24 protein-coding genes are annotated in these 16,639 nt (G+C 39.9%); all 24 read right to left on the bottom strand.

Annotated features, from left to right (window positions below):
• Positions 1 to 45: 45 nt before the first annotated feature.
• The 24 genes from HMPREF3279_RS02895 to HMPREF3279_RS03005 all read right to left on the bottom strand — a co-directional run bounded on the left by HMPREF3279_RS02895 (position 46) and on the right by HMPREF3279_RS03005 (position 16,575).
• A complete protein-coding gene (locus HMPREF3279_RS02895) occupies positions 46 to 546 on the bottom strand; it encodes a tail assembly protein (protein ID WP_070868137.1) in 501 nt (166 codons plus the stop codon).
• A 17-nt stretch (positions 547 to 563) separates the two neighbouring features.
• Positions 564 to 1,334 (bottom strand): C40 family peptidase, encoded by a 771-nt coding sequence (locus tag HMPREF3279_RS02900; RefSeq protein ID WP_070868015.1) that lies wholly within the window; start codon positions 1,332 to 1,334, stop codon positions 564 to 566.
• A gap of 2 nt (positions 1,335 to 1,336) precedes the next feature.
• Complete coding sequence (locus HMPREF3279_RS02905) at positions 1,337 to 2,074, bottom strand: phage minor tail protein L (RefSeq protein WP_070868016.1); 738 nt, start codon at positions 2,072 to 2,074, stop codon at positions 1,337 to 1,339.
• Positions 2,075 to 2,410: a phage tail protein gene (locus tag HMPREF3279_RS02910; protein ID WP_070868017.1), complete on the bottom strand. Its 336-nt coding sequence runs from the start codon at positions 2,408 to 2,410 to the stop codon at positions 2,075 to 2,077.
• 9 nt (positions 2,411 to 2,419) lie between these two features.
• Positions 2,420 to 5,821: a tape measure protein gene (locus HMPREF3279_RS02915; protein ID WP_070868018.1), complete on the bottom strand. Its 3,402-nt coding sequence runs from the start codon at positions 5,819 to 5,821 to the stop codon at positions 2,420 to 2,422.
• Between the two features lie 58 nt (positions 5,822 to 5,879).
• Positions 5,880 to 6,143 carry a hypothetical protein gene (locus HMPREF3279_RS02920; protein WP_049372585.1) on the bottom strand — a complete coding sequence of 88 codons (264 nt, stop codon included), beginning with the start codon at positions 6,141 to 6,143 and terminating at the stop codon, positions 5,880 to 5,882.
• Positions 6,144 to 6,236: 93 nt separating this feature from the next.
• A complete protein-coding gene (locus tag HMPREF3279_RS02925; RefSeq protein ID WP_049372586.1) occupies positions 6,237 to 6,467 on the bottom strand; it encodes a phage tail assembly protein T in 231 nt (76 codons plus the stop codon).
• A 44-nt stretch (positions 6,468 to 6,511) separates the two neighbouring features.
• Entirely contained in the window at positions 6,512 to 6,919 is a 408-nt protein-coding gene (locus tag HMPREF3279_RS02930; RefSeq protein ID WP_070868019.1) for a hypothetical protein, read from the bottom strand.
• A 113-nt stretch (positions 6,920 to 7,032) separates the two neighbouring features.
• Complete coding sequence (locus HMPREF3279_RS02935; RefSeq protein WP_070868020.1) at positions 7,033 to 7,686, bottom strand: phage tail protein; 654 nt, start codon at positions 7,684 to 7,686, stop codon at positions 7,033 to 7,035.
• 3 nt (positions 7,687 to 7,689) lie between these two features.
• Entirely contained in the window at positions 7,690 to 8,034 is a 345-nt protein-coding gene (locus HMPREF3279_RS02940; protein WP_070868021.1) for a DUF3168 domain-containing protein, read from the bottom strand.
• On the bottom strand, positions 8,031 to 8,513 hold the full coding sequence (locus tag HMPREF3279_RS02945; protein WP_049372590.1) for an HK97-gp10 family putative phage morphogenesis protein: 483 nt from the start codon (positions 8,511 to 8,513) through the stop codon (positions 8,031 to 8,033). Before HMPREF3279_RS02945 ends, HMPREF3279_RS02940 begins: the two co-directional genes overlap by 4 nt.
• Entirely contained in the window at positions 8,506 to 8,829 is a 324-nt protein-coding gene (locus HMPREF3279_RS02950) for a phage head closure protein (RefSeq protein WP_049372591.1), read from the bottom strand. Before HMPREF3279_RS02950 ends, HMPREF3279_RS02945 begins: the two co-directional genes overlap by 8 nt.
• Before the next feature lie 9 nt (positions 8,830 to 8,838).
• Positions 8,839 to 9,159: a head-tail connector protein gene (locus HMPREF3279_RS02955; RefSeq protein WP_070868022.1), complete on the bottom strand. Its 321-nt coding sequence runs from the start codon at positions 9,157 to 9,159 to the stop codon at positions 8,839 to 8,841.
• A gap of 46 nt (positions 9,160 to 9,205) precedes the next feature.
• A complete protein-coding gene (locus tag HMPREF3279_RS02960) occupies positions 9,206 to 10,411 on the bottom strand; it encodes a phage major capsid protein (protein ID WP_070868023.1) in 1,206 nt (401 codons plus the stop codon).
• Between the two features lie 66 nt (positions 10,412 to 10,477).
• Entirely contained in the window at positions 10,478 to 11,080 is a 603-nt protein-coding gene (locus tag HMPREF3279_RS02965) for an HK97 family phage prohead protease (RefSeq protein WP_070592309.1), read from the bottom strand.
• Complete coding sequence (locus HMPREF3279_RS02970; RefSeq protein WP_070868024.1) at positions 11,073 to 12,287, bottom strand: phage portal protein; 1,215 nt, start codon at positions 12,285 to 12,287, stop codon at positions 11,073 to 11,075. The genes HMPREF3279_RS02965 and HMPREF3279_RS02970 overlap by 8 nt, the downstream gene beginning before the upstream one ends.
• Complete coding sequence (locus HMPREF3279_RS10150) at positions 12,284 to 12,436, bottom strand: hypothetical protein (protein ID WP_049372596.1); 153 nt, start codon at positions 12,434 to 12,436, stop codon at positions 12,284 to 12,286. Before HMPREF3279_RS10150 ends, HMPREF3279_RS02970 begins: the two co-directional genes overlap by 4 nt.
• A complete protein-coding gene (locus tag HMPREF3279_RS02975) occupies positions 12,433 to 14,139 on the bottom strand; it encodes a terminase large subunit (protein WP_049372597.1) in 1,707 nt (568 codons plus the stop codon). Before HMPREF3279_RS02975 ends, HMPREF3279_RS10150 begins: the two co-directional genes overlap by 4 nt.
• Positions 14,136 to 14,621, bottom strand: a complete 486-nt coding sequence (locus HMPREF3279_RS02980) for a phage terminase small subunit P27 family (protein ID WP_049372598.1) — start codon at positions 14,619 to 14,621, stop codon at positions 14,136 to 14,138. Before HMPREF3279_RS02980 ends, HMPREF3279_RS02975 begins: the two co-directional genes overlap by 4 nt.
• 127 nt (positions 14,622 to 14,748) lie before the next feature.
• Positions 14,749 to 15,099, bottom strand: a complete 351-nt coding sequence (locus tag HMPREF3279_RS02985) for an HNH endonuclease (protein WP_049384884.1) — start codon at positions 15,097 to 15,099, stop codon at positions 14,749 to 14,751.
• 43 nt (positions 15,100 to 15,142) lie between these two features.
• Positions 15,143 to 15,319, bottom strand: a complete 177-nt coding sequence (locus HMPREF3279_RS10220) for an Rz1-like lysis system protein LysC (protein WP_257282669.1) — start codon at positions 15,317 to 15,319, stop codon at positions 15,143 to 15,145.
• Positions 15,320 to 15,329: 10 nt separating this feature from the next.
• Positions 15,330 to 15,695 (bottom strand): DUF2570 family protein, encoded by a 366-nt coding sequence (locus HMPREF3279_RS02995; RefSeq protein WP_180365023.1) that lies wholly within the window; start codon positions 15,693 to 15,695, stop codon positions 15,330 to 15,332.
• 96 nt (positions 15,696 to 15,791) lie between these two features.
• A complete protein-coding gene (locus tag HMPREF3279_RS03000) occupies positions 15,792 to 16,343 on the bottom strand; it encodes a lysozyme (protein ID WP_083327153.1) in 552 nt (183 codons plus the stop codon).
• Positions 16,324 to 16,575: a hypothetical protein gene (locus HMPREF3279_RS03005; RefSeq protein WP_373897129.1), complete on the bottom strand. Its 252-nt coding sequence runs from the start codon at positions 16,573 to 16,575 to the stop codon at positions 16,324 to 16,326. The genes HMPREF3279_RS03000 and HMPREF3279_RS03005 overlap by 20 nt, the downstream gene beginning before the upstream one ends.
• Between the last annotated feature and the right edge of the window lie 64 nt (positions 16,576 to 16,639).

Below are 16,639 nucleotides of genomic sequence, written 5' to 3' on the forward strand. Positions count from 1 at the left end.
CCGCCTATAAGCAGTGCCTATAAGCGGTTAAATTTATTTGTGATGTTATTGATGATCGTCAAAAGTTTCTATCCCTTGGGAAACAAGTATAAGGCTGGTCATCATTTTTCCGTACAATAACGGAATAGGTCTCCCTTGTGGAGTTAAGTTACGAAGATTGCTGAATGATGTGCTTTGTTTCTTTTCACTTTCATTAGCACCACTCCCCATATCTGGCGGTCTCGTTAAAAGAGATATAGCTCCAGACATGGCAAGTGATGCGCCCATTGCTCCAGCTATCATTACCCCACCAGCTGACCAACCTAACGGGTTCCACCACGCAATAGCAATTAATACAACCCCAGCAACGGCTTGAATTACACCTGCCGCTTTACCAGCGCCAGTAATAACGGGTGTAAAATGTACGGAGGAGTTATCATCAAGATCAATTATTGGGTTATTTTTTAATTGTTCATTGCTTATATACTTTCTACCAATTCTAACTTTGTAATACCCTTTGCTAAGATGCGATCTTAGTCCTTGAATTTGAGTGATTAATCCACTCATTAACTCTCGGAAGTTGCTTACATCAAGATCGAATGGTTCATCGCTAAATCGTTTAAGATTGCCGTGAAATGTAATTTTTGCCATTCTGAATGCCTCCAAATTGAATGAGTGGAATTAAGCCAAAAACCATCATAAGGTACACGTGCAGAGAGCCGACTTTCACTATGATGAACCATCATCTGATCACCTAGATACACTCCTGCGTGATTAGCTACACTTGCACCGACTTTAATTAAGATTACATCGCCAATCTGGACAGGTTCATCTTGTGATAATTTAAAAAAGCCACACCGTTTCATACCATCTTCATATAAGTTCGAGTTTTCAAACCAATCAAACTCATATTTAGAATCATCGGGTAAATCAATGCCAGATAACATATAGCAATCAAGTACGATATTTCGGCAATCTTGTTTATTGTTTTCAAATTGGCGACCAATTAGCGGTGAAATAGAACGGTACTGTTTAATGTCGTCATCCACCACCAGCCAAAAATCTAACTGTGTTCTAACCTGACATTCTCTGTCAGCAATGGATAAATATGGCAATCCTTTTCCAAAAGCTGAATCAGGGTGAGAATGAACCAACGCTACAATGACACCACGTTCTTCAGCAAGGATAAAATCATCTGCCGATATTTCAAAAAAATTAACAGGATCGTATGAGATGTTTTCGCAAGGGATATAAGAGAAACCGTCTTTAAATACAACAAAGCCACAACATTCTTGCGGCGCTGTACTTTTAGCGTGTGACAGTATCTCTTTTTTTAATTTATCCGGAATAATCATAATCAATTCCCATACTGGGTTGTACTTGGAAAACCGCCAAACGGTAACACAGCATTCTCGCCAAATCTCAATTTACAACCACGGATGCAATGTGAGCATTTGTCTTTTTTACGGTCGTTCGTTGGTTTATCAAATTCATCGGCAACAGGTCCACCTGTATAACCGCATTGTGGCGAACGATATTGCCAAATACAAACATCAGATGTAATCATTAATAGCGGGATTTTTGCGTTATCCGTTTCTGCAGGTGATGCCAGTTCAAAAGTAGCTTGTTTATCATCAAGGCTTTTTAATTGCTCAATGATGTAATAACTCACTGCTTCTTGTGTAGGATCTGCCTGAGCGTTTTGACCACCTTCAAAGTTGCGGGCATCAAGAAACTGCACATAAACCAATCTGCGAGTAACTTTACCACCAACGCCTTGTCCTAAATTAACCGCAATGCCAGTAATGATGTCATATAGGTTAGATACTGTTAATGTCGGACGAGCACTAGGTCCTTGCCCACTAATTTCAAATCCATCTGCTTTAATTGGATAGGCTTGATACTCATTCCCCTGCCACCAAATATTGGTTCGCCCTTGGTTTAAACCGTTGTGGAATCGATATAATTCACCTGCAGTATTAGAACCGTTAGTCGGAGTAATATGGCGTAAATCAATATCCCACAATTCAATAAGCGCACCCTGCTCTAATTCAGGCAAAAGTGCGGTCATTTTCTTAGGTAAATTTTTAGGCATTTACACCACCTCTTCAAATTCACAATTAAAGGTTGTGTGAGTCAATCCAATTTGGCGAGGGAACTTAACACAAACAACTTTAACTAATTCCCCATTTAGCGCGACGTCTTTAAAATAAAAAGCACGGACTCCACCGTGCTCTTTCATAAATTGACGAAATTCTACTGATTGGCTATTTTTCACCTTATAGGTGACGGAATATTTTCTCAAAAGAGCATTAATTCCATCTTCCATTCGTTGCTGATAGCCATTTCCAAAATTAAGCACTTTACGCTTTGGTTCTTCATCAACCGTATAACCAGGCTGCGGACACCAAGGCAATGTTTTTAAAGCCATCTCATCTCCTTATCCAAGCATTCCACCTGGACGACGTTGTTTTCTTAACACTTCAAGTACATTTGCTTGGATTGCTTGTGCAAGCTCTTTACCTTGTGCGGCTTTTTGCTCAGCAGTCACACTTTCATTTCCGTTTTTATCAATATTTATTGTTATTGATACTTCGTTATTGGTTGATGCTCCACCACCGCTAAACAATCCGTCATAACTATCAGATTTGCCACCAACATGACCGCCATTTGCAAATTTAGGAAATCTTCGTTGGTTTAAGGCGTTCATAAACCCTACACCATAGTGATCAACCGTGCGGGATGTCATAACAAATTCATTGTTAGATAATCTAGCCAATATGGAATCGCTTGTTCCTGTACCCTCGCCAACAACATGACCGCCTTTAGCAAATCCTACGCTAGTGATTTGAGAGATAACATTAGCACCAGCCGCTGCAACCGCTGCCATATTTGCAAATTTTTGAGCAGGGGTAAATGCGGTGTCATCAGCCATAGCTTGCATTACTGCCTGTGATAATTTTACAGTTGCTTCAGCGATCGCAAATGCTTTAGAGATAGCGAACATTGCTTTATAAGCGGCAGATTGTTTTCCTGCAGACTGTTCAACCATAGATGCAAGAGTGCCAAAAGCGCCACCCAAATCATTGAGCCCTGTAGCATACGATTCCATTTCCTTTTGGATCTTGTTGTTTTTGTATTTATCAATGATTTGCTGTTTGCGTTGCTGGAATTCTTCTTCCGTGATTAACTTTTGATCGTTAAATGCTTGGAGCTGAGCAAGCTCTTGCGTTTGTTGATTAATTAGCTCTTGTTGCGGATCATAAAGTGCGCGTAATTGATCTAATGGATTGACCGCACTTTGAGATCTGTTTTGAGCATAATCAAACTTCAATTGCAATTCAGCAGTATTAGCTTCACCACCTGTAAGCTGTCCTGCTTTTTTAAGCTCTTCAACTATCGCTAACTCATCATTTAAGTTCGCACGCAATAATTTCTCAGGCGCATACTTCCCTGCAAGCTCTAACCGTTGACGAGCAAACCGCTCAGTGATAGCTGTTTTTGCTGTTTCATATTCTTGATGAGATACAACACCTTTTTTGTTGTGCTCTTCCAAGCGTTGAAACATTCTTGTTTGTTCCAAGTCAATTTCAGCAAGACTAGAACTACTTTTCTTACGAATTTCATCATAGAAACTTAACCAACTATCTCGAGCATTTTCACCTGATGATTTTCGACCACCTGATTTTTTGTTACTTTCTTTGATTTGAGTTTCAATTGTTGTCACTTTGGTTTCATCGGAAAACATTTTTTCCAATGTTGCTTTACCGGCTAAAATCTTGTTTAGCGTTTCAAGTGATAACCCAACAGCTTTATCTGCCGCATTAGCTGCAGTAATTGTGCCTGTAGCAATACCAATCAATACTTCGTTGTATTCAGCACCTTCCTTTCCAAGCAATTCATAAAGACCAGCCAACACATAAGCGGATTTAGCCTGACCTTGTTGTTTGAGTTTTGCAACTTCAAGCTTTTGAGCAAGAGACGTAGATTTCTCTTTCAGCTTATCCATCGCATCTTTTAAATCTAACGTCTTATCTGCCGCTTTATTTGCACTATTAGCCGTATCATTAAAGCTTTTTGGCAAGTTAGCTATAATGTTATCTGCAGTTTCGGCTGATACGCCAAGCAACTTGAATTTCTGCCGCACTTCATCAACATTTTTACCTGCTCGAAGCATCTTCTCGCCAAGTGGAGAAAGCATTTTTTCAAGAGCTTGTTTAGCTTTATCAGCATTCTCTGTCATCGTGCCGATTTGAGCATTTACTTTTTCAATTTCAGCTTCTGTTTGGGCATTAACGACTGTGAAACCATCAAAATCGCCATTAATGTTTTTTGATTTTACACCGGCTTTTAATTTTTCAATCTCAGCGTAATATTTTTCTATATCCTCAAGCTGTTTTGTGATTTTAAGAGATAATGCCGCTTCGGTGATTTGATCATAAGATTCAGCTAAAGCTTGGTTAGCAACAGATGTATCTAATGCCCATTGTCGAGCTTCTGCCGCTTGTGAACTGAAAAATAATAATGATGTAGCCGCAATACCAATAACACCAGCTGGGCCACCAAGTAAAGCCATTACACTTTGCAAACCTTTTGCCGCCATCGTTGCAAGATTAGTTGCTGTAGCAAGGTTTCGTTTTGCTGTAGCTTCCGCTTCTGCAAGTGCAATAATTTGAGCAGATTGCACTTTCATTCTTTCACGCAATGCAAATCGAGTTTGTTCAGATTGAGAAAGCTGTAATTGTGCGGTCAAGCTAGACATTTCAAGTTGTGCGGCAACTCGCATTGCTGTTGCTCTTTCATAAATGCTTTTTGCTTCCGCTGTATGGGCTAAAGCATTTTTTGCGCTGATAATGCCTGATTTTGTTAACTCTGCACTGTATTGGCTAATTCTACCAACTGCTAAGGCACCAGTTAAAACAACCGCTGCAGTAATTAATTGGTCAAGATTTTTCGAAACAAAATCTACACTCTCACCAAGTTTCTGCGTGATGCCATAAGTGCGGTCAGCTTCACCGGCATATTTAATAAATGATGTTTCGAGATTGGTGTATGACATCGAGAGTGTTTTTACACGTTTCTCAAAATCACTATCCACAGATGATTTTGCTTTTTCAAGTGCAGTTATCACTTTGTTGATAGATAACTCACCATTCTTACCCATATCTTTAAGTGCGCCAACGCTAACACCTAAACCATCTGCAATAGCTTGTGCTAAAGCCGGTGTTTGTTCCATCACAGAATTAAGTTCAGCACCGCGCAACTCACCACTAGCCAAAGCTTGACCGAACTGCATTAATGCCGCTTCTGATGACGCTTGTGCGGCACCTGATAAAGCGACTGCTTTTGATACGGTTTCTGTTAGTTCTACGACTTTTTGCTGACTAATATTTAAAGTATCAGCATTTTTTGCAAAACGTTGATAGATTTGAGCGGTTGCGCCAACAGCTTGATTGGTTCGAGATGATATATCAAACACGCTTTCTGTAGCCTGAGCCATTTCTGTCTGACTATGAGTCACCAGTCTAATACGGTTCTGTAGCTCAGTGTAGCTATCCATCATTGCAATAGCTTGCTTTGACAAATCTTGCGCTCTACCTAAATTATCAAGGCGAAAACTCCATTTTGTTGTCGAATTGATGTTATTGGCGGCTTTCTCAATATTATTTAAATATTGTGTAGTGCGTTCTGAGAACTGACGTGCTTTTTCTTGAGCGCGAGAAAAATTAGCTTCAAATTGTCTAGTAAATTTTCGGGTCTGATACTCCGACTTACTCAATCCATTCTGAAATTGGACTGTATCGAGACTTAACCCAATATACAAACTACCGAGTGATGACATATTTTCTCCAGAAATAAAAAAAAGCCCGCATATTGCGAGCTTTCTATACAAACACTAACTATTTAATGATGACGTACTTAACTTCGTTTTCTTTTTCAATTTGCTGCAGCACTTCATTTTCAGTTTTCTTCATAAAGAAAAACATAGCAACTTTTGCAAAAACAAAAAAGGTAATGTAAGCCAGAGAAACACCAAGTAAAATTTTTGTGGTTATGCCTGTTACAGCCAAGATAAAAATAATAGGTAACACAAAGAATAAAGCGAAAAACGCAATAACCTCTTTGCCCAACCAATGGATAAGTTTAACTTCATCTTTAAACATAACCCCTCCTTATTTACTTACCTATACTGTACAAAATACATTCATTTTAATCAATAGGGAGTAGCTAATTTTTTTAACTTTTTTACTAAACAATCAACGATTTAACAAATAAGACTCTACGCCATCATCTTCTTTATCTTCTGATGCCTTATTCTCATTGAAAAATGGCATTAAATCGTTCAATGTCGTGGCTTTCTGTTTTGGATCTTTATGAATTAACGCTAACAAATGAGCAATCTGCGCTGTGCGATAATCATCTCTCCATAAACCAAATGGCTGTTCTTGATAAAACAGCATATATTCCTGAAGATGTTTTTCAGGCATTTGTTCGATTTCTTCTAACGTTTTGCCCAACGCAAGCGATAAAGTTATTTGGAACTTGCGTCGGTCATTAAGTTTTTTGGTTCATCACCCATCAATGCTCGACTTAATTCTTCAGAAACTTCATTATCTAGGCTTGATAATGCTTTCAAGTCATCTTCATTTTCAAAATCAAACAATAGATTGCCATCTTTATCACATAAGCGGAGGGCTAGATTTCGGGCTAAACGATATGGATCGTAAACTTTTCCTAATTGCTTACCTAACTCATCTGGATCATCATAATTAAGCTCAATACCTTGTGCTTTTGCAATATCACACAATAGCTTGTGCTGGCCAAACAATCCACGGTTTACATCACCGACACTTAATGCTCTCGCATAGTACTGTTCGCCAAGAATTTCAATTTCGGTTACTTTAGGTTTATGCTGCAATATTTTGTTTCTCAAATCCATTGTATTTACCTTCTTTTATGGTTAAAATTTACTCGCAGGTAAACTTCTCCTGCAATAAAGGTTAATCTAATAATTAAAGCCAAGAGCCGATCACTCTTGGCTTTTTTTTATTTTTAAGCTACAGGTAAGTGATATTCCTGTTTTGTATGCTTAATAGTTGCACCACTTTCAAATTTACCCATAGTTTCACCAGAGTAACCATTGCCAGATTTGAAATAACCAGTGCCATACATCGTGCCTTGACCATTTGGGAAAACTAAACGGAAAGGGAACTTAGATTTTGAAAAGAATTTTTTACGACATAATTTTTGCATTTCAGATGTTGGCGCAGTAAAGAACTTCATCTGAGTCTCACCGTACTCAAACTCACCTGCTTCGGTGGCTTTGCCATCATCACACATGGTAGTCACATCTTCTTCGGTCAATGTATCTTCGCTACGCTCTAAATTTCGGAGCTCACAGAAATTATTTGACCATTTCACTAATGCCGCTTTAGCATCAGTAAATACTGTTGGTTGATCATACGCTGACCAATCAACTTCATCAGCTAATGTGATTACATCTGCCGCTACAGATTTAACTGGATAATATCCATCTAGCGCACCTAAGCCGGTAACTAAGACGCAATCACCAGTTTTGAATCCGCTTGAAGGGATAGTAATTGTTGCATTTGGTGTTACAGCACAAGCTGTAATTTTCTTGCCTACATCTTCGGATGTGCCAATATAAAACCGTGTTTTTTGGAACGGTGTGGTTTTTGCTGCCATGTTTTATTCTCCATAAGCAATTTGATAAGTTATTACCCGACGATGTAATTTTGTATCGGGTTCGTAGTCACTGAAATCACTTTCTCTCTCGGCATAATCAAATGCCGTTTCAAGTGCGGTAAAAATAGCCTTTCGCAGAGCGAAAATGTCATCAGGATTTTTGCTATAAACATCAATCTGCACCGTGAAATCATCCAAATCTCCATCTTCCAACGCTGAATTTGGTGATATTGCTGGGAATTGATATACGATGACTGGATAGGCACTATTTGTTTCAGGGATCAACCCATAAAAACAACGACCTGACACCAGTGGATTTAGAGCATTAAAGAGTTTCTTTTGAATCATTTACCAGCCTCTCTAAAAATGTTATTGCGCAAATTATTAATAATTTCTCGCGATACTTGATTTTTTTTAGTTGAGAATGCTGGACGCAAAAACGGTCTGGCTTGCATTTTTGATGTTCCAAACTCTATAAATCGCCAGTAATAAGGATCGTTAGGGTTTTTAGCGCCACCTTTACCTGTTTTAACTTTAAAGTTTTCAATAGTTTTACTTCGAAGTTTTCGAACATAGATTTTAGAGCGGACATTTCCGAACTTATCAACCTTTGTACTTTCAAGTATGGCTCTTTTTAAAGTGCCACGTTTCCGATGGGGTACTTTCTCTTGTAAAGTTGGTGCATTGGCTCTTGCCTTATCCCTGATAATCACAGCCCCTTTTCGCATTGAGTCAACAGAAATACGACCTTTTGTTTTCTTTCCAAGGTCATTCATTTTTTTTCCTAACTCTTTAAGCCCTGTAACTTTCACAGTCAGATTAGACATTTCCTGTCTCCTTACACATAAGCTGTAAAGACACGTCACGCTCTTGAGTATTAAGCACGGAAAGAATTTCAAATTCTCTTTTCCCAAACTTAACCTTCATTGTGGGTTTAATGCCTTCTATATGACGTAGCCATATTTGAGTGGTAACTTCAGACTGTACTTGCTGTGCTGAAAAATACTCTCGACCTGATAATGGCCTAACATCAGCCCAAACAGTAGCTACTCTCTTCCAGGTTTGAGTACTTGCACCGTAATCATTCACTTCATTAACTTGCCGTAACAAAGTAATTCTGTGACGTAGCTTTCCTATGTTCATCTTAATCACCTACACATCTATAAAACGATAACGCTCAATGATGGCTTTAACAGTTGGAGGTAAATCAAAGTTTGTTACACCTTGACCTTCGTTCCATCCACCACGGTTTTCATATAGGTAAGCGATCAGCATTAATATGGCTATTTTCAAATCGCCAGTGATTTCTTGTGCATTAATCGGTTTTTCTTTGGGCAATGTATCAAAAAGCACTCTATTCGTGTGGTTCTCAACCATCGCCTTTGCTGCAACTAGATAGGCAGACAACAAATCATCTTCATCATCATTATCAATTCGACATTGCAACTTAATTTCGTCTAGTGTGATTTTCATTCATCCCCCAAATAAAAAATGCGGCCATTTCTGACCGCACTTTTAACTATTTACCTGTTAATGCTTTAATTGCTGACACATCTTCGAGTACGCAGTCAAAGCGATGGAACGCTAAGAAACCTACTTGGTCGAACTCTGCGTAACGTTCCACTAAGCGACGTAATGTCATACCTGACACACGACGAATGATGAAACGGCTGAAATCACCAAAGTAAGCAAATTTCTTACCTGAACCAATATCTTCGATGCCTTGATCAATCACATATTGATGACCTAAGATAGTTGCAGGCGCTACGCCAGCCACATCAGGCAACCATAATGGACGTTTTTGTCCATCCACCATTTCTTTCAACGTTTTTAAAGTATTGTCGTTGAAAGCAAGGCGAGTATTGCCAACATTGCGATAGGCAGGATCTACTGAGTGGATCAATGCGTTAAAATCTTGCCATGCCACTGCAGCGGCTGCCGCTTGTGTTACACCAGTAACTGCGGTTTGCAAGCCTTTAGGTTGAGCAGGTGAGCCAACGCCAGTACCTTGGATAAGATATTTAGCTTCTGCACGACCAATACGCTCTGCAATTCGACGAGATAAATACTCTTCGATATCCACACCTGAATCTTGTAACAATTCGTTTGATACGCGGATAATTTTTGATGAGAGTTTTTTCGCACCAAGCTCAGCTGTGCCAAATTCAGTATCTAATTCAGTTGCTGCCGCATTTTCGCCAATTAATTCACCTTCTTCAGCGGTGCCGTTTGCAGTCGCCCAAGTAATAACGCGACCGTCTGCAGTGTTAAGGATTTGAGCAACGCTCGCAATACCACCAAAAGCTTTCATTTGTTCAGCAATACGAGCCTGCATTTCTTTAGGTACGGTGTAACCACCTTTATTGTCCGTGCCTGCCGCTTGCGCACGAAGCTCCGCCATCACTTGACGTTCTTCTTGGCTTAATTCGCCTAAGCCACGACGTAAGAACGAATTAAACGCTTGGGAACGTTTAACTTCTACATCAATAACTGGTTTTGATTCAGTTTCAATTTGACGTTGTTCTTCAACAAATAAAGCATCGGTTGATCGTAATGATTCTTCGCGCTCAATTTGTGATTCAACACCGCCTAACTCGGATTTCATCGAATCCCACTTAGTACGCTGTTCTTCAGTCCATGTTTTTTCGCCAATTTCATCATTCAATTGACGCATTTGAGCCGCGATATTACGACGTTTTTCTTGAAGTTCATGTAATTTAGCCATGATTTTTCCTCTTTCTTTAAATGAAAAAAGCCGCATTATTGCGGCTCGTATTGATAAAAATTACTTTTATTTAGCGCTAATTAAGCTTAAGAATCGCTCACGTGCGGCTTTTTGTGATACCGCTTTAGCAATTGTTCCTGAGTCTCGAGCTTCTTTCCATGCTTCAAGTGAGCGAGCTGTACTGCTTGCTTCTTGGTAAGCTGGATAAGTCACAGGACTGACATCATAAAGGCGTGAAATTTTATGAATTTCACGGATGATTACACCATCATCATTTTCATACCATTCATCTCCATTACGTGCGATCTTAAACGCAAAGGATGATTGAGTAATATCACCGCGTTTTAGCGGGGCAATAACTAAATCACGAATAGTTGGATTATCTGGTGCAATAATGTCATATTTAAGTCCTGTTTCATCAACTGATAGACTCAACGTACCGGCTTTACTGCGCCCTAGAATGAAATTAGGGTCGTGATTAAACAACCCGCGCACATCATCTTCAAGCACATCATCAAATGCACCTGGCATAATGATTTCGCGAAAACCCCACATTACTTCAGACATAGTATTGAACACGGAACCATAACCGATAATGTGCGTAGGCTCATCATCTCGACTTTCCGCTCGCACTTCGCCTGCGTAGGAGCGCTTTTCTACATCACTCATTTGTGTTCTCCGTTTGTTTATTATTTGCTTGTTTTGCCGCATTCACGCTAACCAACATTTCATCCAGTCCTTCAACCGGATTCATATCTTCAAGCTGACGAGCTTCATTTCGCGACATCCAACCATCAGTGATAGCGGCATGGTAAAATGTTGCACGCTCTCCTGCAGTACCACGCATAATTCCAGCAAGATTAAACTTCACGAAGTAACCCGCTTTACGCTCTGCTTCAGTAAAGATTTTTCGGTTTAGTTCCTGCTCCCAATTGACTACCCATGGCATAACGCTGAACCTAATAAACTGGATTGTCTGTTCGGAGATGTTTGAAAATGTCGCTTTCTCCAAATCGTTGATCATGTGGGCTGGAACATTAAAAATACCTGCAATCTCGGAACGATTCAGTTTCATCATTGAAAGCAGTTCAGTATCGACTGGTGATACGGTCAAAGCCTTATAATCAAGCTCAGCAGGAAGTAATATTGTTTTATTTTCTTCACTTCTCAGCTTTTCTTGTGCGGTTTGCCACATCTTTTTAAAGTTTTCCCATGCATTGCTATTAAGTGGTGTCTTAACAGACAGAATACCTGCAGGACGAGCATTCCCACCAAAGAAACCGCTCGCGAATTTGCGAGCATCTAACCCCAAGCCAATCGTCTCAGCATGAGTTTGAATGACTGATTTACCTGTTTTTATTGATGGCCCGAGTGACTTAATGTGTAAAACATCATCCGGAGATAGGCTCATTGTATTATCGTCACCGTAGTAAGCATAAACATAGCGACTTCCGTTTTTAAGCAACTGCACTTTCCACGGCTCTAATGATTCAAGCGAGACAACTCCACCGTTTTTATCACGAACAATATGGATATAAGCATTTCCGTACAACAAAACCGAACTTTGTGCATATTCGCGTAATTTGTACGATGTCTGCCAAGCGTTAGGGCTATCATGTAAAAGGTAATATGCTGGATGATCTTTTACTGTTTCTACTTTATCACCGCTCTTACACTTAACGTGCAGTGGTAATTGTGCGACAGAACTCGATAACACATAAACGCAAGCATAAACAGCAGATAACTTCATTGCCAAATCAGGACTAACCGATTTAGTCGGCTGCATTCCGAATATTTCTTCGTAAGCTGATTCAGCACTTAATGGCACCGCTGGATTCTCCAGTGAACGAGTGCTAAATAATTTATCAAAAATCATTGTTTACCTCTCGATGCCAAAATAGTTAAAAGCAGTAATAATGCCCCACTACCAATTAATGCAATATCTGCCCCATATTTGAGATACACTCCATAAGACATCAAGCCAAAGCCTGTTAGACCTAAAAGATCTAAAATGACAGTTCTCATAGTTCTAATACCTCATTCGGGAAAAAGTTTTCATCATCAGTGCTCAACATAATGCGACCTATTGCCATCATTAGAGCCACCGCTCCGTCTATTTTGTTTTCAGGAATTTCTTTAATTGGACGCACGACATCATCATTCCCTGGAACTGTCTTACCAACCACATTACCGATACACCAGGTCATAATTGGATTCCCGTCATGATGGAAACGACCTGATTCAATTGCCGCTTCCAATTCTTTCATCGGGTCGGATAAATTGGTGTAGTTTTGTGTAATGGTTATAGGGTTAAGTCCTTCATCGGCTAAGTTATGGCTGATTGCTATCGCTCCATGCGGGTCAATTGCAACACAAGAAACTCTATGTTCTTGATTGGTATCTTTGATGACTTCTTCTATCTCTCGATAATCAACTTCCGCACCATCTGTTGCAGTTAAATGTCCACTATTTACCCATTTTTGATATTTATCCACCACTCGTTTTAAAGCTGTATCAGTGTTATAGATAGTATCTTCCGGAACGAAGAATTCTGGGGCAATACAATAATAATGCCGCTTACCATCAATAACCCGAGCAAACACTTTAACAAGCGAGTTCATATCAAGCTTACGCGCCATATCAAGGCCAAGCACGACATCATCACCTTGGAAATCTTCAAGTGATAGTGTTTCATCCTTACAGTTTTCCCAACTCACCATATTGAAATAGCTTTCTTTGGCCGACACCCACACATTCAAGTGTTTTGTCTTAAAAGTATTGGTAAGACGCGCATTATTAATTGCCTTGTTTTGTTGGCTAATTAGGTAATCACCATACACAGACACATCAAAGTTTGGATTTGCTTTGCGTAATACGCTTTCATCTGTCCAATCATCATCTTCATCAATTGTATAAATGATCCCAAATAGCTCATCATTCGGAATTGCACCGGATAGTTTTTCAATTACTTCTCTGCGTTTGTCATAACAAGGACCTTCGATGTTATAACCTGCAGTCGTAATGATAAACATAAGCGGTTGTTTACGTGCTCCCATACCAGTCAACATTGTGGTATATAGCTCATCATTCTTATGCTCATGGTATTCGTCAACTATCGCACAACTAGGCGATGCACCATCACCAGGTGAACCAATAAGCGGTTCAAAACGAGAGCCATCAGCAGGGCGGTTTAAGTTAGACGCATTTACTTCAATACCGAAAGTTGAGCAAAGAAGATCGGTTTTCTTACACATCAATCGAGCAGGACGGAATACTTCCCACGCTTGTTTTTCCGTGGTTGCACCTGAATAGACTTCCGCACCAAACTCATTATCCATGCAGAACATATACAAGCCGACACCTGCAGAAATAGCTGATTTACCGTTTTTGCGGGGTACTTCAACATAAACCTCACGGTAACGACGCAGATTGTCGCTTTTACGCAACCACCCGAAAGTATTTGCCATAATGAAGAGTTGCCACGGTTCAAGCGTGATATTTTGGCGTTTCGACGCCCACTCGCCTTTTGTGTGTGGTAGGTATTGAATAAATTTACACGCTTTTTCAGCCTTCACCTCATCAAAATAATAAGGAAATTTAACCGCACTTTGATTTTCTAAATCATCAATGAACTGCTGACAGGTTTTTACAATAAATCGGCAAGCGGGAATTTTGCCAGCAATAACATCTTTGGCATACTTAATTGCCTTTTTTACATTATCTGTCATTGCATTAACTCCGCGAATGGATTGTGATTTTGCTCATCTACCTTACCAATCAATCGTTGTCGACTGCTTGGGTCAAGTCCGAGCAACGCTCCGAATGTAGTCATCTGTTTCAATGCTTCATTCAAAACAGTAAAAGCAGGATTTTTCGATAATCCACCATTCCCGTTCTCAACAAACGTGCCGTATTTTTCAACATCTTTACAAGCACGATTACGATTCTGATATGCAATGCAATAGTTTGTCACTACTTCAAGATCGGTTTGTAGTAGAACTCCTTGGGATAGTAATTCTTTTAGAATAAAGGCCCACATCTTTTTACCGTCAGTATTAAGCTGAGATGGCGGTGGGGTGTTTTCGTTAAATGGACTGAACTCAGGCTCGTCTTTATTTAATTTTCTTTTACCGGGGTTGCCGCGACGCTCTTTCACTTTCGTCGGAGTGGGCTTTCTTCCTCGCCCCGGCGTTGTTGCTATTCCTGTCATTTGGCGTTTACCCTAAATTTTTAATTTCGCGGTTGTGAAAATAGAGTTAGGGTGGCGGTTTCGATAGGCAAAACCTATAGAGATTTTACCACCCCCTACCCTTACAAAAACAACCGCACTTTAAACACTATTTCAAGCGTTCTCGCGCTGTTTTGAATTTATGGCATGAATTACATAAACTTTGTAGATTAGTTAAGTCATCACTACCACCGTGAGCCTTAGGGATTATGTGGTCAACAGTTGTAGCTGTTACAAACAGACCTTGCTTTAAACATTCTTGGCACAAGTAGTTATCGCGAACTAACACGACAGCTCTTATTTTTCGCCATTGAGCTCCATAACCACGCTGAGACGATGTCTTTCCTTTCTGATGTCTTTGCCAACCACAACCTTGATGTTCATCACAATAACCATTGCTGTTGATTGTTGTATTCTTACAGCCTTGCTTTCTGCATGCTTTAGGTATTCTTGCTGGCATAGTTCCCACCAAAAGAAAAAAGGCGAGTATTGTCACTCACCTTTTATTTACTTAACTTCTCTGTTTGCCACTCCCGAATTTTATCAATACGGTTTAAGCACATATCACGTTCGCGTTTTAAGATTACCGCGTACTTTGTCACATCACCATAAGTATCACCAGCAAATACCGTCTTATCTAAATGAGCGGTCAACGCTGCAGGTAATTGAGAACAACTCACTACAACTGGTTTACTGGCGCAAGAACTCAATAACATTGCTAGGAGCACTAGTATTAAAAGCACTGCTAGCTTTAACTTGTTTCGGTATAGATTTGATAACTGCATCTGATTTACTCCTTGCATCTGACTCCACCCGACTTAGCTCAAATGTTAGCTGTCTATTTTGCTCAGCATCTTCTTCTAATCGAGTGATCGTTTGACTTTGTGCAGCAATTGTTTCTTGGTGTGTTTTAATCTTTACATTCAGTCCATCAATAGTTGCTGACTGATGATGAATCCATCCACACAATGCAAGAATTACAAACGCAGAAACAACGGAGCACACCAATAAAACCTTTGTGAATCCGTTACTGATATATTGCCCGATACCAATCATGTTAAACCCCATAATAAATAGCGGTGCGGTTTAGGCTCTTTTGTTTACGCTTTCGCCATCTGATTTAATAGCTCCCATAACCGCACCGGCTAACCTTTACTTATGTAAATCAGATAAACATAATGCCTTTTCTTTTTCTCTACGTGAAACTAAGCCGGGTAAAACTTTTCCACCAGCTTTATTCCATCTTGGATATTCATTACAAGCTAACTCATACTTGCCTGAATTAAGGTATTTAAATAAGGTTGATTTTCGAACTGCACCACAACCAACGTTAAAAGTAATTGATACGGCAGAATCAAATACAGACTGTGGCAACGCTCGCCCATTTCCATAAGCCAATACACATTTCTCAGCCACTTGAATGTCATTCTTCCAACGTTCCGCAATTTCTAAATCTGTGTAACGATGCTTAGGATCTATTGGTAAGCCACTGTATTCAGTTGATCCTATGCCAACGGTTAATACATCAGCAGGACATTTATAAGGATCACGTCTGCAACCTTCAGCATTACCAATAATCTCTGCTCCAGCAGGACTGAGAATAAGCTCATCACCATAAGCACTGTACATTGTTAGGATGATGGCTGATACTCCGCATATACTTCCTGCAAGTCCTAATCCAACTCTAGTCTTTGCCAGCTTCATCTCTAAGCCCTCTTTTTAAAGCCTGAACCTTTAAGGCATGCAATTCTTCTTCGCGCTCTTCTGCTCGTCTTGCCGCTCTGCCTTCGTAGCATTTTGAATAAGCATTAACTAGTGCGGTAACAATACCAATCACCAAACTTAATATCATTAAATTGTTTTGATCACTGAGCCAAGCAAGAACACCGGAAAAGCCTGACCAAAAATATGTTTGATTTCCTGCGTCTTTAAACATTCTCATACTCCACCTCGCAATTGCGGGGCAATAAAAAACCCCCGATGGAGAACCATCAGGGGTT

This window comes from Haemophilus sp. HMSC71H05 (genome assembly GCF_001838635.1).
GTDB classification, from domain to species: Bacteria; Pseudomonadota; Gammaproteobacteria; order Enterobacterales; family Pasteurellaceae; genus Haemophilus_D; species Haemophilus_D parainfluenzae_R.